Raw genomic sequence first — 21,218 nt, 5'->3', positions numbered from 1 at the left:
GGGGATTACCTTATTTATTCACCTCATCGCAGTGGTGCACTATCGATTCAAGAAGGTCTATATCCAGCACGTCCTCGACCATACCGAATACGACAGGGGCACCTGGAAGGAGTGAACATGAACAGCATCGTCCAACAGGCGGCCGCCCACTGGCGCTTCGTGGCCCCACTGCTCAATGCCCCAGAATCGGAAGACGACTACGATGCCCTTGTCGCAGCGCTCGATGAGCTGCTGGAGCTGGTCGGAGACGACGAGGAGCACCCCCTGGCAAGCCTCGCCTCTCACATGGGTGACCTCATCGAGGAATATGACGATGCCCATCGCCCGATCCCTGAGGTGAGGGGGGCCGACATGCTCCGCCACCTGATGCAGTGGCACGGCCTCGACCAGTCGAGCCTGCCGGAAGTCGGCACCCAATCGGTGATCTCGGAGATCCTGAACGGCAAGCGACGCCTGAACGTGCGCCAGATCAAGGCCCTAACCCAGCGCTTCGGGCTATCCGCCGATCTCTTCCTCGACTGAGGGGGCCTCCCCTCTTCCCCTGAGCAACGCCCACCGCAAGCAAGGCGGGTATGGCGACGGCTACCCGCGCAGCCCGCTCAGCACGGCATCACGGCGTCGTGGAAGGCGCGCTCCCTGGCGACGGTCTCGCGGAAGCACTCGGCCATGCGGGCGAAGGCGGCGTCATCGAGCGCTTCGGCCTCCTCGTCCAGGCGGCGGCGCAGCCAGGCCACGAACTCCTGGAAGGCCGGATTGTCGTGCAGGTCGATCCACTCCCCTACCAGGGGGTGCAGCCCCTCGGCCCGGGTGATGCGCAGCGCCCACTCGAGATAGATCCACTCGGTGACCACCAGGGCGGCGAGGATCTCGGCGTAGCCGCCGGCGCTTCCGACCTCGCGCAGCAGCGCCTGGAAGGCCCGGGTCTCGGGCAGGTAGTCCGGCGCCTCGCGCTGGGCGGCGGGCACCGCGAAGGCCTCGAAGGTGCGCTGGAAGGTGCTGTTCTCGTCGCTGGTCAACATGCCCATGAACTGCCCCAGCACCACCCGGTCCTCCATGCTCGGCGCACGGCCGATGGCGAAGCCGATCAGGGCGGTGAAGGGGTCGACGAAGCCGTAGTCCTGGACCATGTAGGCGGCGAAGTCGTCACCGGCGAGGCGACCCTCGGCCATGGCGTCGAAGAGCGGGTGGTCCACGGTGGCGGACCAGTCGGGCTCGCTGATCTCGCGCAGCCAGTCGGTGAGGCGCGGCGCGTCCTGCTGCGCCGCCCAGGCGGTCCAGTCGGAACGTGTCGTCACAGGGCATCTCCCTTGAGGGTGGAGTGAAATCTCGCGCCCGGACGCCACCAGGCGACCAGCAGGCTGACCAGCGTGGAGGCGACAAGCGCCCCCAGGAACGGAGGCAGCGTCGGGATGCTGTCCGGGAAGGTGGCCGCCAGCACCCCGGCGGAGAGGCTGCCCAAGGTGATCCAGCCCGGCAGCACCGCGCCGAGCAGTCCGGCCACGCCGCCCGCCACCGCGGCGAGTGGCGACATGCGACGCCACAGGCCCAGCAGCACCGGCACCACGATGGCGGCACACAGCAGGTCGGCGATCAGGAACAGCCGCAGCACCGAGAAGCCCTGCAGCGCCACCCACACCACCGGCAGCATCAGCGCCACCGTGACCAGGCGCGCCGCCCGCACCGAGAGGCCGCGCCGGCCGCCGCTTGCCACCGCCATGGAGGCGATGGCGTTCTGCAGGGTATCGACGCTGGAGGCCACCAGGGTCACCGCCAGCACCAGGGCCGGCAGGCCCAGCCAGGCCGGCGCCGCGGAGAGCAGCGCGAAGAAGGGAATCGGTGGCTCGCCCACGGGCAGCGCGTGCATCGCCGCCAGCATGCCGAGCCCGCCGATCGCCATCACCACCAGCAGGCTGCTGGCGCCGCCCAGCAGCGCGCCGCGGCCCAAGGCGCGGTCGTCCTCGGCGGCCCAGATGCGCTGCCAGTAGCCCTGGTGGAAGAGGTTGGCCGCGGTGACGGCGATCACCAGCGTCAGCGCCACGGAGAGGGCACTGCCGGCGGGAATGGCAGGCAGCGTCGCCTCGGCGGGTATCGGCGGCAGCCACCACCAGGCCACGCCGCCCACCAGCACCAGCAGGGCCAGCAGCAGCCAGGCCTGCCAGCGGTCGGTGGCGAGGCTCGCCCGCAGACCGCCCAGGGTGGTGTAGACCAGGGTGACCACCGCCACGCCGAGGATCACCAGCGCCGGCGGCACGTCCGAGAGCAGCGCGGCGATGGCGCCGATGGCGGTGAGCTCGGCGGCCAGGAAGAGCGCCATGTAAGCCACCGAGACGAAGGAGACCCAGCGCCGCACCCCGGTGCCATAGCAGGCCTCGGCGAACTCGCCGATGCTGCGGCCCTGCGGCAGGTGGCGGCGGATCGCCGGCCCGTAGAGACCCAGCACCAGGAACGGCAGCGAGGAGCCGATGGCATAGCCGGCCAGCGCCACCGGCCCCACGAAGGCACCGATCTCCGGCGGCGCGAAGAGAATCCAGGCACCCATGCCGGAGGCCAGGAACGACAGGCCGATGGCCTGGGCGCCCTGAGAGTTGCGGGCGGTGACGTAGTCATCGAGCAGGCCGTCGGCCCGGCGGGCCCGCAGGCCCAGAAAGGCAAAGCACAGAAGCGCCGCGCCGAGCACGGCAGACGTCAGGTAAGGCATGTCGCACTTCCTCCGCCGGTATTAACCGGATCAGGTTCCAGGGTCGGCGCTTGGCCCTCTCAGCCCCCGCGGATGCGGCGGGACTCCCCTGGCGACAAGTGAATGAATTGTGGGATCCCGGCTCAAGTCGCCGCATGGGCGGCCGATAACACTGGGATCGAGGGGCATCATAGCGTCGCCCCGTCCCGACGACCACCCCCGATCTGGAGCGCCCGATGCCCTACACCGGGGCCAGGAAAACTCCCTGGCTCACAGGATCGAGAAATTACTCTCGTCAAAACAAGCAGGCAGAAACCACCGCCGAGGTCTGAGACAATAGCGAGCTAAAGAACCCCGGCAGGAGAGACACCATGCGGAAGCTTTGCTCAGTCAGCCTTCTCGCACTCGCCATTTCCGGGTGCAGCGGTGTTCCCTTCGTACCCTTTATCTAGCGTCTGAGTGAACTGTCACCCGTTCACTTCTCTCGTGGCACCCGCCCCATCAGATAGAACTCCTCGTTGGGCGGGGTGCCGGTCAGGGTGACCAGGCGGTTGGAGAGGCCGAAGAAGGCGGCGATGGCGCCGATGTCCCAGATGTCGTCGCGGGTGAAGCCGGCGTTCGCCAGGCGGGCCTCCCACTCGTCGGTGAGCTCCCCCACATCGAGGCCGCAGTACATGGCGAAGTCGAGCATGGTGCGGTGGCGCTGGCTGATCGGGGCGGTGCGGTGGTTGATGGCCACCTGGTCGGCCAGCAGCGGGTCCTTGCTGTAGATGCGCACCAAGGCGCCATGGGCCACCACGCAGTAGGGGCAGCGGTTGCGGGCGCTGGTGGCCACCACGATCATCTCCTTCTCCGCCTTGGTGAGGGTGTCGGACTCCCGCTCCATCAGGGCGTCGTGGTAGGCGAAGAAGGCGCGGAACTCGGCCGGGCGGTGGGCCAGCATCAGGAAGACGTTGGGCACGAAGCCGGCCTTCTCCTGCACCGCCAGCATGGCGTCGCGGATATCCTCGGGCAGGTCCTGGATCGATTCGGGAACGGGAAAGCGGCTGATGGATGCGGTCATGGTGGCTCCTGGCGTTGTGGTTATTGTCGCCGAACCAAAATAGCAGCTTACGTTAACGTAAACATGCCTACCAAAGCCGCACTCGACATCCAGAACCGGCCTGGCGCTATCGCTACGCCGGCCTCGCCTCCTCGAAGAGCTCGGCCGGCATGGGGTGTACCAGCTCCCAGGTCATGGCGATCGGCCGGTCTCCCTGGTAACTCTTGAGAGCCTTGGCCGGCCCAAGGAAAGTAAAGGGTGCCGTCTCGCCGTCGGTGCGCTTGGTCAGCCTGGCGAAGAACAGGATGGTATAACCGCGCTCCTCGAAGTGCAGGTAGTTCTGCCCCGTTGCACTGGCCTGACTGGTGTTCGACTGACTCTCCCAGTGCAGCAGGGTGCGACTGATGGGGTAATCTCGGTAGCGTGTGGTGGGGGAGAAGTCGGTGTCATCCTTTTGGAAGGTCACCAGATGGATATAGGCACGGACTTCCTTTGCATGGATCACCCCTACGCCGGTGGCGCCCGGCTTTTCCAAGCTCGACAACCCGAGTGCTGCCTTGATCTCTGGCAAACCATAGGTGCCATACAGGAGTAGCTCGCAGTCGAAAGGCAGCTCATTCAGACGTCGCAGGGGCACCTGCTGATGAGCTCGCTTCCAGGCCGCAATCTCGGCGGCATCAGCCGCGACACTGGGATTGGCGCGCCACTTACATAGCGATTCTTCCAGGCTATCGACGCCAAGCCGGCCGCCCTTCTGCCCCCATAGTAGATAGTGCAGCGCCGTTTGCCGTCGGGTGTCATAGCGCCCCAGGGCCTCCTCGACGCCCTCTGCCTCGCCGAGAGTCTCGATGGCCGACAGCAGTTCGGGGTCGCTGCGCAGTGCGATCCGCGGTAGCGCCTTGCGTGCCTGGTCGATATCAGGATCCTCAGGCATCGCTTGGCGGTCGGCCATGGCCTTCCACTCCGACCAGCTACGACGCGACAACACCTGCACCGGGGTCAGGCCGGTCACCTCCAGGAAGCGCCCGAAGGTCAACGGCGTCCCGACCTCTTCCTGCCAGGTGCGCAGTGTCTCGGGGATAAATTGATTAAGATCGGCCAGTACCGAGCGGATCTTGCTCAGCACCCGCTCCCGCGCCACCCGCTCAAGCTGGATGCTGCAGCCGGGAGGCAGGCTGGGGAAGTCGGCCTCCACCTCACGATCCAGCCGTTGGCGCCTCCCGGAGAGTAGCGATGTGAACTTGGTATCCAGGCGGTAGCGGCGATGCGTCTGTCCCACGAAATCCAGGGCGGTAAGGCACTCCTTCCCCGGCGCATGACGCAGCCCACGCCCTAACTGCTGGAGGAAGACCGTCAGGCTCTCGGTCGGCCTCAGGAACATCACCAGGTTGATATCGGGAACATCGACCCCTTCGCTCAGCACGTCCACCGTGAACAGGAAGGGCAGCTTTCCGTCACGGAACTCACGTAACCGTTCGGCGCGAACCTCCGCCGGCGTGCCGCCGACCAGGACCGCGGCCCGATACTCATCGCCCAACCGATTGAAACACTCGGCCATGTATTCGGCATGGCGAACGCCGGCGCAGAACCCCACCCCACGGACGCCGTGAAGATCGGGTTGATAGCGCTTCAGCGCCTGCAGGACAGTGTCCACCCGCTGCTTGGCACGGATGTCATCGCCGGTAAGCAGGTTTTCTAGCTGGCGGGCGTCATAGCGGCCGTTGCGCCACAGGGCGTCATCACTGAGGTCGACGCTATCGCTGACCCCGAAGTAATGGAAGGGGCATAGCAGCTTCTCTTCCAACGCCTCCGGAAGGCGAATCTCGGCGGCGAAGTCACCATCGAAGTCCGGCAGGATGCTGCTGCCATCCATGCGCTCGGGCGTAGCCGTCAGGCCCAGCAGCACGGCTGGCTGTAACGCCTCGAGTAAAGGCCGGTAGCTACTGGCGGCCTCATGATGGGCCTCGTCGATCACCACGTACTGAAAGTGTTCCGTCCCTAGCGGCTCCCAGGGACGCTGTCGATTGAGTGTCTGCACCGAGGCAAACAGGTGGCGCTGCTCCGTCGGTACATGGCCACCCACCCAGAGCTCACCGAAGTTCTGGTCGCGTAGCACGGTGCGGTAGCAGGCCTGGGCCTGCTCCAGGATCTCCTTGCGATGGGCGACGAAGAGCAGTGGCACCCGGCGCTTCTCATGCTCACAGACTCGTCGATAATCCAGCGCCGAAATCACGGTCTTACCGGTGCCGGTCGCCGCGACCACCAGGTTGCGAAACGAGCCGCGCTGACGAGCGGCATCGATGGCTTCCAGGATTCTCAACTGAAAGGGGCGCGGCGTGATGTCGGCAAAGAAGGTCGCCCCACCTTGAGCTTGAGCCTTATGGGTCGCGACCGCCCGCCGAAAGCGCGAGAAATCGTCTGGCGTATAGGGCTCAAACTCGTCGCTCTCCCAGTAGGCCGCAAACTCCGCTTCGAAGCGCTCGAGGATATGCGCCATGTCCTGAGCGGTGATCTTGACGGTCCACTCCAGTCCCTGGGTCATCGCCGAGTGGGACATGTTCGCCGAGCCGATATAGGCCGTGGAGTAACCACTCTCGCGGCGAAAGTGATAGGCCTTGGCATGCAGGCGCGTGCCGCCGGTGTCGTAGGAGACCCGCACGGTGACATTGGGCTGCTGAGTCAACCACTCCAGTGCCGTCGGGTCGCTGGCACCCATGTAGCTGGTGGAGATCAGACGCACCGGTATGCCGCGATCGGCCAGGCGCTCGAAGGCGGGCATCAGCAACCGAAGCCCCGACCATTTGATAAAGGAGACCAAGATGTCGACGCCGTCGGCGGTAGCCATCTCGGCGCGCAGTTCGTGTTCGAGGGGCGGATCATGTCCCAGCCCCGTGAGAAGGGCGCTGGTCGCCAAGGGCGTCGCCGGTCGTGGGAGTGGGTGACTCCCTTTGCCCAGCTCGCTGAGTATTGGTTTATCCACCTCCAGCAGCTTCTTACGCGCCAGATAGTCGAGGCCATCGGTGGCCGAGATCAACTCGATCAGGCGATTGAGGAGCGGCAGGCGTCGGTCGGCGTCGACAATTCGCAAGGCTTGATGAAGCATCTGGCCGAGGAACTGGGCGTAAGCGTGAGGAGCCGACTCATCGTCGAGCTTACGTAACACCGGCTTGAGCTCTGGATGCCCCTCCAGCTGTCCCCTGAGCTCCTCATCGAGCAGTCGTTCGTAGAGCCCTTCCGGCAACCGTTCCATGGTGTCTATCCCCTGCCCCTCGATGCCCTCCAGGGTAGCAGCAAAGGACTGCCTCGGGAGACCTGCAGCCTCCATTCGCCCGGCGGAGCCGGCCTCCCACAGGAAGTCTGCCACGGAAGCTATGAGCCGAAAGCACGCGGCCCCGCCTCTCTCGAGGCGGGGCCGCGCTGTCACCGAGCAGAGGGTATCAGCCCAGCGAGATGGTGCTGTTGATGCCGCTGGAGACGTTCTCCGGCTCGAACCAGCGAGCGGTGACGGTCTTGGTCTGGGTCCAGAAGGCGATGGCCTGCTTGCCGTTGGGGCCCAGGTCACCCAGCTTGGAGGCGCGCGAGCCGGTGAAGCTGAAGTAGGCGACCGGCACCGGGATCGGCACGTTGATGCCCACCTGGCCGACGTCGATGTCGCTCTCGAAGCGGCGCGCCACCCAGCCGGAGTTGGTGAAGATGGAGGTGCCGTTGCCGTTGGGGTTGGCGTTGATGAAGGCGATCGCCTCGTCGAGGGTGTCGACGGTGACCACGCACAGCACCGGGCCGAAGATCTCCTCGCGGTAGATGGTCATCTCCGGGGTGACGTCGGTGAACAGGGTCGGGCCGACGAAGTTGCCGTCCGGGTAGCCTTCCACCTGGTAGCCGCGGCCATCCACCAGCAGCTTGGCGCCCTCCTTCTCGCCGGCGGTGATCAGCCGTTCGACGCGCTCCTTGGCCTGGGGCGAGACCAGCGGGCCGAGGTCGGCGTCGGTCTGGGTGCCGGGGCCCACCTTCATGCTACGGGTGCCCTCGACGATGTCCGCCAGCCACTCGCGGGCCTCGCCCACCAGCACCGCCACGGAGTTGGCCATGCAGCGCTGGCCGGCGGCGCCATAGGCGGAGCCCAGCAGGTTGTTGATGGCCTGGCTGCGGTTGGCATCGGGCATGATCACGCAGTGGTTCTTGGCGCCCATCATCGACTGCATGCGCTTGCCGGCAGCGGCGGCGCGGTTGTAGAGCAGCGAGCCCACGTGGGTGGAGCCGATGAAGGAGAGCGCCTTGATGTCGGTATGGTCGGCGATCTGGTTGGCGACGTCCGGGCCGCCGTGGACCACGTTGAGCACGCCGGCCGGGATGCCCGCCTCGTGGGCCAGTTCGACCAGGCGCATGGTGGAGCTCGGGTCCTGCTCGGAGGGCTTGAGCACGAAGGTGTTACCGGTGGCGATGGCCAGCGGGAACATGAAGCAAGGCAGCATGATGGGGAAGTTGAAGGCGGTGATGCCGGCGCCCACGCCCAGCGGCTGGTTCAAGGTGTAGACATCCACCTCGCTGGCGGCGTTCTCGGCAAGCTCGCCCAGCTGCAGGGAGGTGATCGAGCAGGCGTGCTCCACTACCTCCAGGCCGCGACCCACCTCGCCGGCGGCGTCGGGCAGGGTCTTGCCGTGTTCCTCGGTGATCAGCGCGGCCAGTTCGTCGGTGTTGTCGCGAATCAGCGCCTGCAGCTTGAGCATGATGCGCATGCGCTTGGCCAGCGGCACCTTGCGCCAGGTCTTGAAGGCCTCCTTGGCGCTGGCCACGGCGCGCTCGACCTCCTCGGCGGTGCAGAACGGCACCCGGGCGACCACCTCCTGGGTGGCCGGGTTGACCACGTCACGCCACTCCTGGCTCTGGGACTGGACGGCCTGGCCGTCGATGTACATGGGGATTTCGCGGACTGACATGGGCGTGCTCCTCTGTGCTGCTCCTGCCCCGCCGCGAGCCTGGCTTGTCGTTGTTCGGCCATCGTCAGGCACCGCGGCGGCGGGGATATTAGACTTTATGTGTATCTATACACGAACCGTGGTGATATCGAGTCTATACAGACGTCGGATGGCGTGACAACGGGCACTCAGGCACATTGCTTGTGCAATGATGCACAACCGAGTTTCCTCCGTGGAGCCCCACCCATGCTCGACTGGCACGACATCCAGATCTTCCTGGAGGTGGCGCGCACCCAGCGCCTCACCGACGCCGCCCGGCGCCTGGGGCTGGACCACTCCACCCTCTCGCGGCGCACCCGGCGCTTCGAGCAGAAGCTCAACACCCAGCTCTTCGAGCGCAGCACCCACGGCTACCACCTCACCGAGGCGGGCCAGCAGCTGCTCGCCCATGCCGAGGAGATGGCCCGCCACGCCTTCGAGGCGGGCGAGAGCCTCTCCGACAAGGACCACCAGGTGAGCGGCCAGATCCGTCTGGGGGTCACCGAGGGCTTCGGTACCTGGGTGATCGCCCCGCTGCTCTCGGCCTTCTGCAGCCGACACCCTGGTGTCACCCTGGACCTGCTCGCCCTGCCCCGGGTGGTCAACCTGAGCCGCCACGAGGCGGACCTGGCGATCACCGTGGAGCGCCCGGTGAGCCCGGGACTGGTGATCTCGCGGCTGTGCGACTACCGCCTGCGCCTCTACGCCAGCCACGCCTACCTCGCCCGCCACGGGCGGCCGGCGCGCCTCGCCGAGCTGGGCGAGCACCGCCTGATCGGCTACGTCGACGACCTGATCTTCAGCCAGCAGCTCAGCTACCTGGAGCCCCTGGTGGACCCCGCGGTGGTGGGCCGGCCACCCCACTTCACGGTGCGCAGCACCAGCGTGACCACCCAGCAGGTGGCCTGCCGCCACGGGGCGGGGCTGGCCGTGCTGCCCTGCTTCATGGCCGAGACGGACGCCGGGCTCGAGCGCGTGCTGGCCGAGGAGGTCGCCGTCGACCGCCAGTTCTGGATCACCGCCCGCCAGGAGCAGCGCCGCCTGGCCCGGGTGCGCTTGCTGTGGGACTTCCTGCGCGAGGCGCTGGAGGCCAACCGCGCCTTCCTGATGGGCGAGAGCCCCGAGCTGCGCCTGCCCGAGGCCACGCTGGCCCCTTCCTCGCCCGGCTAGCCTCGCAGCCTCCTCCCCGCCGATAGCCACTGCCTATGACAGCGGTCGGCAATCTCGCCTTGTTCTTATGGAGTGGGCGAGAGTAGCTTGGACGAGGAACCGAGAAGGAGTCGCCGGTCAGCCTTCCGGGTTACGTCCGAGAGTTGACCGAGCTCATTGCCCCGCCGGAGCGCCATCGTCTATACAGGGATGGCAACTCCTCAACGTCGACAAGAGGGAAGAGCAACATGGGTGATCAGCAGAACGCAGGCAAGTGTCCGGTAATGCACGGTAGCAACACCGCGGCGGGCCGCGACAACATGGACTGGTGGCCGGAAGCCCTGAACCTGGACATCCTGCACCAGCATGACCGCAAGACCGACCCGATGGGCGAGGACTTCGATTATCGCCAGGAGGTCCGCAAGCTCGACTTCGAGGCCCTTAAGAAGGACATGCACGCCCTGATGACCGACAGCCAGGAGTGGTGGCCGGCCGACTGGGGACACTACGGTGGCCTATTCATCCGCATGTCGTGGCACGCCGCCGGCACCTACCGTGTCGCCGACGGTCGCGGCGGCGGCGGCACCGGCAACCAGCGCTTCGCGCCGATCAACTCCTGGCCGGACAACGTCAGCCTGGACAAGGCGCGCCGCCTGCTCTGGCCGATCAAAAAGAAGTACGGCAACAAGATCAGCTGGGCCGACCTGATCGTCCTGGCCGGCACCGTGGCCTACGAGAACATGGGCCTGAAGACCTTCGGCTTCTCCTTCGGACGCGAGGACATCTGGCATCCCGAGAAGGACATCTACTGGGGAGCCGAGAAGGAGTGGCTGGCACCCTCCGACGAGCGCTACGGCGACGTCGACAAGCCGGACACCATGGAGAACCCGCTGGCCGCGGTGCAGATGGGCCTGATCTATGTGAACCCGGAGGGCGTCAACGGCCAGCCGGACCCCATGAAGACCGCCGAGCAGGTCCGCGAGACCTTCGCCCGCATGGCGATGGACGACGAGGAGACCGCGGCGCTGACCGTCGGCGGCCACACTGTCGGCAAGTGCCACGGCAACGGTGACGCCGCCGCCCTGGGCCCGGAGCCCGAGGCAACCGACGTGACCGAGCAGGGCCTGGGCTGGCACAACCCCAACATGCAGGGCAAGGCCGCCAACGCGGTGACGTCCGGCATCGAGGGTGCCTGGACCAAGAACCCGACCCAGTTCGACATGGGCTACTTCGACGCCCTGCTCGACCACGAGTGGGAGCTCAAGAAGAGCCCGGCCGGCGCCTGGCAGTGGGAGCCGGTGGACATGAAGGAGGAGGACAAGCCGGTCGACGCCAGCGATCCCTCCAAGCGCCACAACCCGATCATGACCGACGCCGACATGGCGATGAAGGTGCACCCTGACTACCGGAAGATCCTGGACAAATTCCGCCAGGATCCCGAGTACTTCAAGGACTGCTTCGCCCGTGCCTGGTTCAAGCTGATCCACCGCGACATGGGGCCCAAGTCCCGCTACATCGGCCCGGACGCCCCGGAAGAGGACCTGATCTGGCAGGATCCGGTCCCCGCCGGCAACACCGACTACACCATCGAGATCGTCAAGGAGAAGATCGCCGGGAGTGGCCTCTCCATCGCCGAGATGGTCAGCACCGCCTGGGACAGCGCCCGCACCTTCCGCGGCTCCGACATGCGCGGCGGCGCCAACGGCGCGCGCATCCGCCTGGCCCCGCAGAAGGACTGGGAGGGCAATGAGCCGGATCGCCTCGCCAGGGTGCTGAAGGTCTACGAGCAGCTCTCCGCCGAGACCGGTGCCAGTATCGCCGACGTGATCGTGCTGGGCGGCAGCGTGGGCATCGAGCAGGCCGCGAAGGCCGCCGGCCATGACATCCTGGTGCCCTTCATCCCGGGCCGTGGTGACGCCACCGACGAGATGACCGACGCCGACTCCTTCCAGTACCTGGAGCCGCTGGCCGATGGTTTCCGCAACTGGCAGAAGAAGGATTACATCGTCAAGCCGGAGGAGATGCTGCTCGACCGCGCCCAGCTGATGGGCCTCACCGCCCCGGAGATGACCGTGCTGATCGGCGGCATGCGGGTGCTGGGTACCAACCACGGCGGCAGCCAGCATGGCGTGTTCACCGACCGCGTCGGCCATCTGACCAACGACTTCTTCGTCAACCTGACCGACATGGCCAACGCCTGGAAGCCGGCCGGCAACGGCACCTACGAGATCCGCGATCGCAAGAGCGATCAGGTGAAGTGGACCGCCAGCCGTATCGACCTGGTGTTCGGCTCCAACTCCATCCTGCGCTCCTACGCCGAGGTGTATGCCCAGGATGACAACGAGGCGAAGTTCGTCAACGACTTCGTCAAGGCCTGGACCAAGGTGATGAACGCCGACCGCTTCGACGTCGAGAAGCTGCAGAAGTAAGGCCGCCTGGCCGGGCGCTCGCCCGGCCAGGAAAGCCATACGTAAGCCCCATACAGAGACGCCCGGGAAATCCCGGGCGTCTTTTTTGTGTTCAGGGGCAGCAGCCGACGGCTCAGGTGCCGCAGAAGGTGCGCAATACCCGCTCGGTGGCCGGGGCCGGCTCGGCATACGCCTCGCGGCCGGGCTGCTCGATGAAGGGCTCGGCCAGCACCTCGCGCAGCGCCTCGAAGGGGGCGAAGTCGTCATGCTCGGCGGCCGCGGCGATCGCCCGCTCCACCTGGTGGTTGCGCGGGATATAGAGCGGGTTGACCGCGTTCATGCGCGCCGCGATCGCCTCGGGCGAAGCCGCCTCCCTGGCCAGGCGCTCGCGCCAGCGCGGCAGCCAGTCGCCCAGGGCCCCATCATCCTCGAAGAGCTCGAGCAAGGCGGGGGCGTCGGTCTCCACCGCCTCGGCGAGACGACGGAAGGCCAGGGTGAAGTCGGCGCGACCGGCCGCGAGCGCCTCGAGGAAGGCCTCCGCCAGGGCACGGTCGCCTTCCTCTTCGCGGGCCAGGCCGAGCTTCTCGCGGAAGACCGCCAGCCACTCGGCCTCGTAGCGGGGCTCGTAGGCCTCGATCACCCTAGTGGCGCAGGCGATCGCCGCCTCCTGGTCGTCGTCGATCAGCGGGATCAGCGTCTCGGCCAGGCGTGCCAGGTTCCACTGGGCGATCCACGGCTGGTTGCGGTAGGCGTAGCGCCCCTGCTCGTCGATGGAGCTGAACACCATGGTCGGCGAGTAGGCCTCCATGAAGGCGCAGGGGCCGTAGTCGATGGTCTCGCCGGCGATGCTGCAGTTGTCGGTGTTCATCACGCCGTGGATGAAGCCTAGCCCCATCCACTTCGCCACCAGCGTCGCCTGGCGTTCGGCCACCGCCTCGAGCAGGGCCAGGTAGCGCGCCTGCCCCTCCCGCTCCGCCAGGGCGGGGTAGTGGCGCTCGATGGCCATGTCGGCCAGGGTGCGCACCGCCTCCACGTCGTCCCGGGCGGCGAAGTACTGGAAGGTGCCGACCCGCAGGTGGCTCGCAGCCACCCGGGTCAGCACCGCGCCGGGTTCGGGCACCCGCCGGAAGACCCGCTCGCCGCTGGTCACCGCGGCCAGCGCCCGGGTGGTGGGCACGCCGAGGCGGTGCATCGCCTCGCTGACCAGGTACTCGCGCAGCACCGGGCCCAGCGGTGCACGACCGTCGGCGCCCCGCGAGAAGGGGGTCATGCCGGCGCCCTTGAGCTGGATGTCGCGCAGCCGCCCCTCGCGGTCGACCACCTCGCCGAGCAGCACCGCGCGGCCGTCGCCGAGGCGCGGGTTGAAGTGGCCGAACTGGTGGCCGGCGTAGGCCTGGGCCACGGGCTCGGCGCCTTCCGGCACGGCATTGCCGGCGAACCAGTCGGCGGCACGGGCCTCGTCGAAGGCGTCGAGGTCGAAACCCAGCGCCTCGGCCAGCGGCCGGTTGAAGGCCACCAGGCGCGGTGCGGGAACCGGCACCGGGTCGAAGCGCAGGAAGAAGCGGTCGGGCAGGCGCGCGTAGCGCAGGCTGAACTCGGGGAACATGGCGGCTCCGGTCGGGGCGATCACGGCCGATGGATGAATACCCGAGTATAACGCTCAAGATTGTGCCTTTCGAGGCGAACGTTTCCCGACTTCCCCTACCCCGCCGTCGGCGCCAGCGCCTCACGGATCAGCTCGGCCAGGCACCGGGCCGGCTCGGTGGGGCGGCGGGCGGCCCGGTGCAGGGCCAGCTCCACGGCGGGCAGCGCCGGCAGGCCGCTGGCCTCGTCCAGGGCACGTAGCTGGGGGCCGAGCATGCTGCGGGTGACCACCACGATGGCGAGCCCCGCCTGCACCACCGGCGAGAGGCCGGCCATGGACTGGCTGGTATAGGCCACCCGCCAGGTGCGGCCGGCCGCGGCGAGGGCCTCCTCGGCCACCTCGCGGAAGAGGTCGGCCCCCGGCGAGTAGAGCGCCAGCGGCAGCGGGTCGGTGAGCGAGGGCTGGCGCTCCAGCCCCACCGCCCAGGCCAGGGGCTCGCGGCGGATCACCTCGCCGCCCGGCGAGCGCCGCTGGCGGGTCACCAGCGCCAGGTCCAGCTCGTCGCCACGCACCCGCTCCACCAGGTCGGCGCTGGTGCCGCAGGTCACCTGGAGCCCCACGTCCGGGTAAAGCTGGTGGAACCAGGAGAACACCGCGGTGAGCAGGGTGGCGTAGTCCTCGGGGATGCCGAGGTTGAGCTCGCCGGTCACCCGGCGCGCCCTCATGTCGGCCAGCGCCTCGTCGTTCTGCGCCAGCAGCCGGCGGGCATGGCCCAGCAGGCGCTCGCCCTCGGCGGTGAAGCGGATCCGTCGCCCCTCCCGCTCGTGCAGGGCCACGCCCAGCGAGTGCTCGAGCCGCGCGAGCTGCATGCTCACCGTGGACTGGGTATAGGCCAGCTGCCTGGCGGCGGCGGTGACGCTGCCGGTATCGGCTACGGCCACCAGGGTGCGCAGCAGGCTCAGGTCGAGCGTCGGGGCACGCATGGATTCATCACGCTCCTTGATGAATACCTTCAATAAAGATCGTTATCTTGATGAGTATGGCACGGCTAGCATGGCGCCAGCATCCATCCGCTCCCGAGCAAACCTCACAGGAGATAAGACCATGCAGCTGCACCGCTCGCACCTCACCCACTCTCCCTGGCTCGGCGGTGGCGCCGCGGCGCTGGCGGTGGTGCTGTGGGCGCTGGTGCCGCTGCTGGCCGCCCAGGCAGGTGAGCTTCCGCCGCTGCGTCTCTCGGCCCTGGCCCTGCTCGCCGGCGCCCTCGGCACCCTGCCCATGGCGCATCCGCGGCGCCACCGCGATGCGCCGCTGTCGTGGGTCCAGGGCGTGCTGGTCTACCTGGGGGTGCCGCTGCTGGTGGCCGGCGCGGTAGGCGCCTGCTTCGCCGCCTTCCGCCTGGCACCCGCCGGGGAGGCGGCGCTGCTCCTCTACACCTGGCCGGTGCTCTTCCTGCTGGCGAGCCGGCGGCTGACGCTGGGCCGGCTGCCGGCCGGCACCGTCGTCGGTGCCGGCCTGGCGTTCGGCGGCGCGGCGCTGCTGGTGCTGCCCGATGCCTTGGCGGGCGGGGTCTCGGGCGCCTGGGGCGGCTACGCCCTGGCGCTGCTGGGCGCGCTGTGCTGGGCGCTCTATTCGCTGGCCAGCCAGGTAGCCGCCTGGCGGCTGGGCGAGCGCCTGCCCCACCTGCTGCTGGTCGCCAGTGTCATGGTGAGCGGGCTGAGCCTGGCGCTGGAAGGCACCCACGCCCTGCCCTCCGGTGACGCCCTGCTGGCCACCGCCATCCTGGGCCTGGGCCCCTATGGCCTGGCCATGCTGGCCTGGGACCGGGCCATGCGCGACCCGCTCGCCCACCGCCTCGGCAACCTGGCCCACGCGGTGCCGGTGCTGGCCACGCTGTTCCTGGTGATGGCCGGCGTGACCGCCCCGGACTGGCGCCTGCCGCTGGCCGCGCTGCTGGTGGTGGCCGGTAGCCTGACCGCGAGCCGGGAACCGGCGCGACACGGCCCTCTCCGGGCACCTCGCCGTTTTCGGCGACGCTGAGCCCTTTTCCCCCCTCGATCGGGGCAGATTGGACATTCGCCCTTCGGGTGAGTAGGGTAATGGCCCCCGGATCAGGACAACATCGACAACAACCGATCCCTGACGGGCCACGGCCAGCGCGCCTGGCCACCCTGGTCTTGCCTCACCGCAGACTGGATCGCCGTACCTTCGACTGACCGTCGTCGACGCCATCGAGAGAGAACGAATCCATGTCGCGCCACTACGCCGATGAGGGCCGCTGCATGCCGCGCCGCCCGCCCCCTCACCTCCCCCACGCGGGGTAATGCCGCCCACGGCAGCCATTGCCGTGCCTGAACGCCATCCCTGACGCTTCATCGTCCTGCTGCCATCCCGGCGGCCGGGTCGCCTGCGTCGGCGTGACGTGCCCCTGCCCCCCAGCGCCATCACCGCGTTCGGCATCCGGCCTCGTCCGGGATGCCCGGGACGCCTACGTTCCACCCACCGAGGGACTGCCCTTGAACAGCGAATCTCTGTACCAATTCTCGACCCTGACCGTGATCCTGCTGCTGCTCGCCTTCTACGGCGGCACCTACCTGATGACGCTCGGCATCCGCCGGAAGAACGAGGACGCCGATGCCTACATGGTCTCCAACCACCGTATCGGCTTCGGCATCGGCGCCGCCAGCATGACCGCCACCTGGATCTGGGCGGCCTCCTTCTACGCCGCGGCCACCTCCGGCTACACCTACGGCGTCTCTGGCCCCATCCACTACGGCCTGTGGGGCGCGTTGATGATCCTCTTCATCTACCCCTTCGGCCGGCGCTTCCGCCAGCTCGCCCCCAACGCCCACACCCTGGGCGAGCTGATCCACGCCCGCCACGGCTCCTCCAGCCAGCTGATCCTGGCGCTCTCCAACGTGCTGGGCAGCGTGATCAGCCTGATGGTCAACTTCACCGCCGCCGGCGCGCTGGTCTCGGTGCTCTCGCCGCTCTCCTTCCAGGCCGGGGTGATCATCGCCGGCGTGGGCGTGCTGCTCTATACCCTGTGGTCCGGCTTCCGGGCCTCGGTGCTGACCGACTTCGCCCAGCTGGTGGCGCTCATGGCCATCGCCATCGTGATCATTCCCGCGGTGTTCTTCGCCATGGGCGGCCCCGAGACGCTGGTCGCCGGCCTCGACAACCTGACGCCGGAGCAGGCCAACTTCTTCTCCAGCGAGGCGATCCTGCAACAGGGCGCGCCCTTCTTCGTCGCCGTGCTGGCCTACGCCATCGGCAACCAGACCATCTCCCAGCGCCTGTTCGCGGTGAACGAGGACCACATCAAGCCCACCTTCCTCACCGCCACCGTGGGCTACGGCGCCATCGTCATCGGCCTGGGCATGATCGGCCTGATGGCACTGACCATCGGTGTGCAGCCGCTCGACGGCGACATGAACAACCTGATCCCGCAGATGGTCTCCGGCTACCTGCCGCCGGTGTTCATCGCGCTGTTCTTCATCCTGGTGATCGGCTCGCTCTCCTCCACCGCCGACTCCGACCTCTCGGCGCTGTCGGCGATCATGATGGCCGACGTCTACGGCAAGAACATCGCCAAGGGCAAGGCCGATCCCAAGCGCATGCTGCTGGTGGGCCGCCTGACCATGATCACCGCCACCGCGGTGGGCATCGTCTTCGCCAGCTTCTCGCTGGATATCCTGGTGATGCTGGTGTTCGTCGGCGCACTGTGGGGCGCCATCGTCTTCCCCGTGATCGCCAGCTGCTTCTGGAGCCGGGTGACCAACCAGGCCTTCACCACCTCGGTGCTGGTGGCCATGGTGCTGTTCTGTGCCGCCCGCTTCGAGCTGGTCGACCTCGCCGGCCCCGGCGGCCTGTTCTTCGAGCTCCTGGCCAGCATCGGCGGCGGTGTGATCATCGGCCTGATGGTATTCGGCTTCCTGGGTCGTACCGCCGGCTTCATCGCCGGTGCGCTGGCGCTGGTCGCCATGCTGGTGTTCGCCACCGGCTTCCTGCGCGACTACACCGTGCTGCTCGCCTCGCTGACCGCCTACGGCACCAGCACCCTGGTGTGCGTAGTGATGAGCCTGGCCAGCCGCGAGCGCTTCGACTTCGCCACCATCGGTGAGCGGGTGGGCGACTACGACGCCCACGAGGCCGAGGACGAGGCGGGCGAGGCGATCCCCGCCGCGGCGAACCTGGCCACCCAGCGCTGATACCGGCAAGCGCAACGATCCCGACGGTGCCGCCCGGCGGCACCGTCCCACCCCTTCCAGAGGAGACCTCACCATGACGACACTGTTCGCCTTCTATGTGCTGGTCTGGCCCGCCCTGACCCTGGGCGTGCTGGCCCTGATCTGCCGCGCGGTGTGGCGCGACCAGCGCCGCGCCCGTGAGGAGAACCGCGAGCTGGTGTAGGCCACCGCGGAAAGTCGCCATCGGCCCCGCGGGCACTGCCCGCGGGGCCGATGACGTTATGGCCCTGGGGTGGTGGCCCTGGGGTGGTGGCCATGAGGTTCTGGAGATGGGGTCCTGGCCATGACGGCCAGACGCGGTAGACTCGGGTGAGGATCCTCGACGCCGATCGCCGGCAGGAGCACGCGCCATGAGCCACGACACCCTCGACTACTACCGCCCCCCGGACGAGGACGCCCTGGGGCTGGTGCTGATTCGGGCCAGCGCCGAGGGGGTGACCGAGATCGACTTCGTCGACGCCGAGACCGAGCCCACGCGCCCCGGGCCGCTCACCGAGCGTACCCGGGAGCAACTCGCCGAGTACTTCGCCGGCGACCGCCGCGACTTCGACCTGCCGCTGGCGCCCCGGGGAACCGACTTCCAGCGTCGGGTGTGGGAGGCACTGGCGGGCATCCCCTTTGGGGAGACCCGCAACTACGCCGAGATCGCCGAGCAGCTCGGCAGCAAAGGCGGCCAGCGCGCGGTGGGTGCGGCCAACGGCAGAAACCCCATCTCCATCGTGGTGCCCTGCCACCGGGTGATCGGCAGCGACGGACGCATGACCGGCTACGCCGGCGGCATCGGCCGCAAGCGCTGGCTGCTCGCCTTCGAGGCCGGCGAGGTGCCGATGCTGCTGTGATCGCGTGACGTTCTGCGTTCTGACCATATGACAGAGATATGAGGCCTGGATGAGCCACAACCTGTTCGAGACCTTCGCCGCCCGCATGCAGGCCCGCGGCGACGCCGACTTCATCACCACCCGCGAGGGACGTCGCTACTCCCACGCCGACGCCCTGGCCGAGAGCGCCCGCCTGGCCGGCGCCCTGGTCGAGCTGGGCGTGACGCCGGGGGACCGGGTGGCGGTGCAGGTGGACAAGAGCCCCGAGGCGATCCTGCTCTACCTGGCCACCCTGCGCGTCGGCGCCGTCTACCTGCCGCTCAACACCGGCTACACCGGCGACGAGATCCGCTACTTCCTCTCCGACGCCGAGCCGGCGCTGCTCGTCTGCCGCCCCGTGGTGCTCGAGGAGGCGCGCACCATCGCCGGGGAGACCGGTTGCCCGGCGGTCGAGACCCTGGGCACCGCTGCCGACGGCAGCCTGATGGAGGCGGCCGGGAAGGCCACCCCGCGCGAGGCGGTGGAGCCCCGCGAGGAGAACGACCTCGCCGCCATCCTCTACACCTCGGGCACCACCGGACGCTCCAAGGGCGCCATGCTCACCCATCGCAACCTGGGCTCCAACGCCGCCACCCTGGTGGAGGCGTGGCGCTTCGGCGAGGAGGACCGGCTGATCCACGCCCTGCCGATCTTCCACACCCACGGCCTCTTCGTGGCCTGCAACGTCACCCTGATGGCCGGCTCCAGCATGCTCTTCCTGCCGAAGTTCGACGCCGACGTCATCTTCGAGGAGATGCCCCGCGGCACGGTGCTGATGGGCGTGCCCACCTTCTATACCCGCCTGGTGGCCGACGACCGCCTGACGCCGGAGGTCACCGCCAGGATGCGCCTGTTCGTCTCCGGCTCGGCGCCGCTCACCGCCGAGACCCACCAGGCCTTCGAGGAGAAGACCGGCCACGCCATCCTCGAGCGCTACGGCATGACCGAGACCAACATGAACATCTCTAACCCCTACGCCGGCGCGCGCCGCGCCGGCACCGTGGGCCAGCCGCTGCCCGGGGTGGAGATCCGCATCACCGACCGCGAGAGCGGCGAGGAGGTCCCCCCGGGAGAGATCGGCATGCTCCAGGTGCGCGGCCCCAACGTCTTCATCGGCTACTGGCGCATGCCCGAGAAGACCCGCGAGGAGCTCCTCGAGGACGGCTTCTTCATCACCGGCGACCTGGCCCTGGTGGACGAGCACGGCTACGTGCAGATCGTCGGCCGCGACAAGGACCTGGTGATCTCCGGCGGCTTCAACGTCTACCCCAAGGAGGTGGAACAGGTGATCGACGAGCTCGAGGGCGTGGTGGAGTCGGCGGTGGTCGGCCTGCCCCACCCCGACCTCGGCGAGGGGGTCACCGCCGTGGTGGTGCCCGAGGCCGGCACCGAGCTCACCGAGGGCGAGGTGCTCGGGCACCTGCAGGGGCGCCTGGCCCGCTACAAGCAGCCCAAGCGGGTCTTCTTCGTCGACGGGCTGCCCCGCAACACCATGGGCAAGGTGCAGAAGAACGAGCTGCGCAAGCGCTTCGACACCACCTACCGCTGAGCCTTCCCGTTCATTGCGGGTTGACGCTTAGACCGCGCCGGCAACCTCGCGCCGGCGCGGACAGCGTCAGTCTCACCGCTCGCCCCGGCCGAGGGAGCTCCCCGAGGCGGGGCGCTCCACCTCGAAGAGGTCGGTGCAGCGGGCATAGTCGTTGCCGGCCATGCGCCCGATGGGCCTGAGCCCCTCGGCATCCACGTGGCGGCCGTCCCACAGGGCGTCGTCGACGTGGATCGACACCACCTCGGCCAGCACCAGGTTGCCGGCCAGGGGCTGGTCGCCGAAGCGCACGATCTCCCTCAGCCGGCAGCCGAAGGCCACCGGGGCGCCGGCCACCCGCGGCACCGAGACGCCGGGCATCGCCACCTTCTCCAGGCCGGCATGCACGAACTCGTCGTCGCCGTGCTCGAGCCCCGCGCTGGTGGCGTTCATCTCGTTCACCAGCCCCTCGCCGCTGATATGCACCACGCACTCGCCCACCTCGCCGAGGTTGCGGATGGTGTCCTTGGGATGACCGTCGCCGTCGAGCAGCGGCGAGAACCCCAGCACCGGCGGGTTGACGCTCACCACGTTGAAGAAGGAGAAGGGCGCCAGGTTGGCGCTGCCCGCCGCGTCCAGGGTCGAGACCCAGGCGATGGGGCGCGGGCAGATGCTGCCCGAGAGCAGGCGGTAGACCTTGCCCGGGCTCAGGGCGTGTTCCTCCAGCAGGTAGTCGCTCATGTCAGGGGCTCCGTGTGCATCGTGATGTG

General features: G+C 68.2%; 17 protein-coding genes and 1 riboswitch. Of the genes, 9 read left to right on the top strand and 8 right to left on the bottom strand.

Going from position 1 to position 21,218, the window contains the following annotated elements:
* The first annotated feature begins 31 nt into the window (after window positions 1–31).
* On the top strand, window positions 32–115 hold the full coding sequence (locus Q673_RS35995) for a type II toxin-antitoxin system HigB family toxin (RefSeq protein WP_268744278.1): 84 nt from the start codon (window positions 32–34) through the stop codon (window positions 113–115).
* A gap of 2 nt (window positions 116–117) precedes the next feature.
* Window positions 118–522, top strand: a complete 405-nt coding sequence (locus Q673_RS26500) for a helix-turn-helix domain-containing protein (RefSeq protein WP_023005716.1) — start codon at window positions 118–120, stop codon at window positions 520–522.
* 77 nt (window positions 523–599) lie between these two features.
* On the opposite strand, the gene Q673_RS26495 is transcribed toward Q673_RS26500, so the two are convergent.
* From Q673_RS26495 to Q673_RS26475, 5 genes are all read right to left on the bottom strand, one after another.
* Window positions 600–1,295 carry a TenA family protein gene (locus Q673_RS26495; RefSeq protein WP_023005715.1) on the bottom strand — a complete coding sequence of 232 codons (696 nt, stop codon included), beginning with the start codon at window positions 1,293–1,295 and terminating at the stop codon, window positions 600–602.
* Complete coding sequence (locus Q673_RS26490) at window positions 1,292–2,698, bottom strand: sodium:solute symporter family transporter (protein ID WP_023005714.1); 1,407 nt, start codon at window positions 2,696–2,698, stop codon at window positions 1,292–1,294. Before Q673_RS26490 ends, Q673_RS26495 begins: the two co-directional genes overlap by 4 nt.
* Window positions 2,688–2,798: riboswitch (TPP riboswitch) on the bottom strand. (Overlaps the previous gene by 11 nt.)
* Window positions 2,799–3,152: 354 nt before the next feature.
* Window positions 3,153–3,740 (bottom strand): peroxidase-related enzyme, encoded by a 588-nt coding sequence (locus tag Q673_RS26485; RefSeq protein WP_023005713.1) that lies wholly within the window; start codon window positions 3,738–3,740, stop codon window positions 3,153–3,155.
* Window positions 3,741–3,852: 112 nt separating this feature from the next.
* A complete protein-coding gene (locus Q673_RS26480) occupies window positions 3,853–6,969 on the bottom strand; it encodes a DUF3427 domain-containing protein (RefSeq protein WP_031218049.1) in 3,117 nt (1,038 codons plus the stop codon).
* 187 nt (window positions 6,970–7,156) lie between these two features.
* Window positions 7,157–8,656 (bottom strand): CoA-acylating methylmalonate-semialdehyde dehydrogenase, encoded by a 1,500-nt coding sequence (locus Q673_RS26475; RefSeq protein WP_031218048.1) that lies wholly within the window; start codon window positions 8,654–8,656, stop codon window positions 7,157–7,159.
* A 225-nt stretch (window positions 8,657–8,881) separates the two neighbouring features.
* On the opposite strand from Q673_RS26475, the gene Q673_RS26470 reads away from it, so the two are divergent.
* Both Q673_RS26470 and katG read left to right on the top strand, forming a co-directional pair.
* The gene (locus Q673_RS26470; RefSeq protein WP_023005710.1) at window positions 8,882–9,844 is read left to right on the top strand and encodes a LysR family transcriptional regulator; all 963 of its coding nucleotides are present in this window, start codon (window positions 8,882–8,884) and stop codon (window positions 9,842–9,844) included.
* A 227-nt stretch (window positions 9,845–10,071) separates the two neighbouring features.
* Window positions 10,072–12,252, top strand: coding sequence for a catalase/peroxidase HPI (gene katG, locus Q673_RS26465; RefSeq protein WP_031218047.1), 2,181 nt, complete (start codon window positions 10,072–10,074; stop codon window positions 12,250–12,252).
* A gap of 112 nt (window positions 12,253–12,364) precedes the next feature.
* Here the strand turns inward: katG and Q673_RS26460 are convergent, their stop codons facing one another.
* On the bottom strand, window positions 12,365–13,837 hold the full coding sequence (locus Q673_RS26460) for a protein adenylyltransferase SelO (RefSeq protein ID WP_023005708.1): 1,473 nt from the start codon (window positions 13,835–13,837) through the stop codon (window positions 12,365–12,367).
* 95 nt (window positions 13,838–13,932) lie between these two features.
* The gene (locus Q673_RS26455) at window positions 13,933–14,799 is read right to left on the bottom strand and encodes a LysR substrate-binding domain-containing protein (RefSeq protein ID WP_031218045.1); all 867 of its coding nucleotides are present in this window, start codon (window positions 14,797–14,799) and stop codon (window positions 13,933–13,935) included.
* Window positions 14,800–14,920: 121 nt separating this feature from the next.
* Here Q673_RS26455 and Q673_RS26450 point away from each other — a divergent pair, with 121 nt between their 5' ends.
* The 5 genes from Q673_RS26450 (at window position 14,921) to Q673_RS26435 (ending at window position 20,472) form a co-directional block, all read left to right on the top strand.
* Complete coding sequence (locus tag Q673_RS26450; RefSeq protein ID WP_023005706.1) at window positions 14,921–15,856, top strand: DMT family transporter; 936 nt, start codon at window positions 14,921–14,923, stop codon at window positions 15,854–15,856.
* Between the two features lie 476 nt (window positions 15,857–16,332).
* On the top strand, window positions 16,333–18,027 hold the full coding sequence (locus tag Q673_RS26445; RefSeq protein WP_023005705.1) for a sodium:solute symporter family protein: 1,695 nt from the start codon (window positions 16,333–16,335) through the stop codon (window positions 18,025–18,027).
* Between the two features lie 73 nt (window positions 18,028–18,100).
* Window positions 18,101–18,229 (top strand): putative transporter small subunit, encoded by a 129-nt coding sequence (locus Q673_RS36935; RefSeq protein WP_023005704.1) that lies wholly within the window; start codon window positions 18,101–18,103, stop codon window positions 18,227–18,229.
* Between the two features lie 187 nt (window positions 18,230–18,416).
* Complete coding sequence (locus Q673_RS26440) at window positions 18,417–18,905, top strand: methylated-DNA--[protein]-cysteine S-methyltransferase (RefSeq protein WP_023005703.1); 489 nt, start codon at window positions 18,417–18,419, stop codon at window positions 18,903–18,905.
* A gap of 49 nt (window positions 18,906–18,954) precedes the next feature.
* On the top strand, window positions 18,955–20,472 hold the full coding sequence (locus Q673_RS26435) for a malonate--CoA ligase (protein ID WP_023005702.1): 1,518 nt from the start codon (window positions 18,955–18,957) through the stop codon (window positions 20,470–20,472).
* Between the two features lie 72 nt (window positions 20,473–20,544).
* Here Q673_RS26435 and Q673_RS26430 read toward each other — a convergent pair whose 3' ends face one another.
* Complete coding sequence (locus tag Q673_RS26430; RefSeq protein ID WP_023005701.1) at window positions 20,545–21,189, bottom strand: flavin reductase family protein; 645 nt, start codon at window positions 21,187–21,189, stop codon at window positions 20,545–20,547.
* Between the last annotated feature and the right edge of the window lie 29 nt (window positions 21,190–21,218).

The sequence above is a fragment of the Halomonas sp. PBN3 genome (assembly GCF_000475415.1).
Lineage (GTDB): Bacteria > Pseudomonadota > Gammaproteobacteria > Pseudomonadales > Halomonadaceae > Halomonas > Halomonas shengliensis.
This window is presented reverse-complemented; position numbering and strand designations above follow the sequence as displayed.

Bases quoted from the DNA above. Each gene is read 5' to 3' on its own strand.
- Q673_RS26500 (WP_023005716.1), top strand. From the start codon at position 118: ATGAACAGCATCGTCCAACAGGCGGCCGCCCACTGGCGCTTCGTGGCC.
- Q673_RS26490 (WP_023005714.1), bottom strand. From the start codon at position 2,698: ATGCCTTACCTGACGTCTGCCGTGCTCGGCGCGGCGCTTCTGTGCTTT.
- Q673_RS26485 (WP_023005713.1), bottom strand. From the start codon at position 3,740: ATGACCGCATCCATCAGCCGCTTTCCCGTTCCCGAATCGATCCAGGAC.
- Q673_RS26480 (WP_031218049.1), bottom strand. From the start codon at position 6,969: ATGGAACGGTTGCCGGAAGGGCTCTACGAACGACTGCTCGATGAGGAG.
- Q673_RS26475 (WP_031218048.1), bottom strand. From the start codon at position 8,656: ATGTCAGTCCGCGAAATCCCCATGTACATCGACGGCCAGGCCGTCCAG.
- Q673_RS26470 (WP_023005710.1), top strand. From the start codon at position 8,882: ATGCTCGACTGGCACGACATCCAGATCTTCCTGGAGGTGGCGCGCACC.
- katG (WP_031218047.1), top strand. From the start codon at position 10,072: ATGGGTGATCAGCAGAACGCAGGCAAGTGTCCGGTAATGCACGGTAGC.
- Q673_RS26460 (WP_023005708.1), bottom strand. From the start codon at position 13,837: ATGTTCCCCGAGTTCAGCCTGCGCTACGCGCGCCTGCCCGACCGCTTC.
- Q673_RS26455 (WP_031218045.1), bottom strand. From the start codon at position 14,799: ATGCGTGCCCCGACGCTCGACCTGAGCCTGCTGCGCACCCTGGTGGCC.
- Q673_RS26450 (WP_023005706.1), top strand. From the start codon at position 14,921: ATGCAGCTGCACCGCTCGCACCTCACCCACTCTCCCTGGCTCGGCGGT.
- Q673_RS36935 (WP_023005704.1), top strand. From the start codon at position 18,101: ATGACGACACTGTTCGCCTTCTATGTGCTGGTCTGGCCCGCCCTGACC.
- Q673_RS26440 (WP_023005703.1), top strand. From the start codon at position 18,417: ATGAGCCACGACACCCTCGACTACTACCGCCCCCCGGACGAGGACGCC.
- Q673_RS26435 (WP_023005702.1), top strand. From the start codon at position 18,955: ATGAGCCACAACCTGTTCGAGACCTTCGCCGCCCGCATGCAGGCCCGC.
- Q673_RS26430 (WP_023005701.1), bottom strand. From the start codon at position 21,189: ATGAGCGACTACCTGCTGGAGGAACACGCCCTGAGCCCGGGCAAGGTC.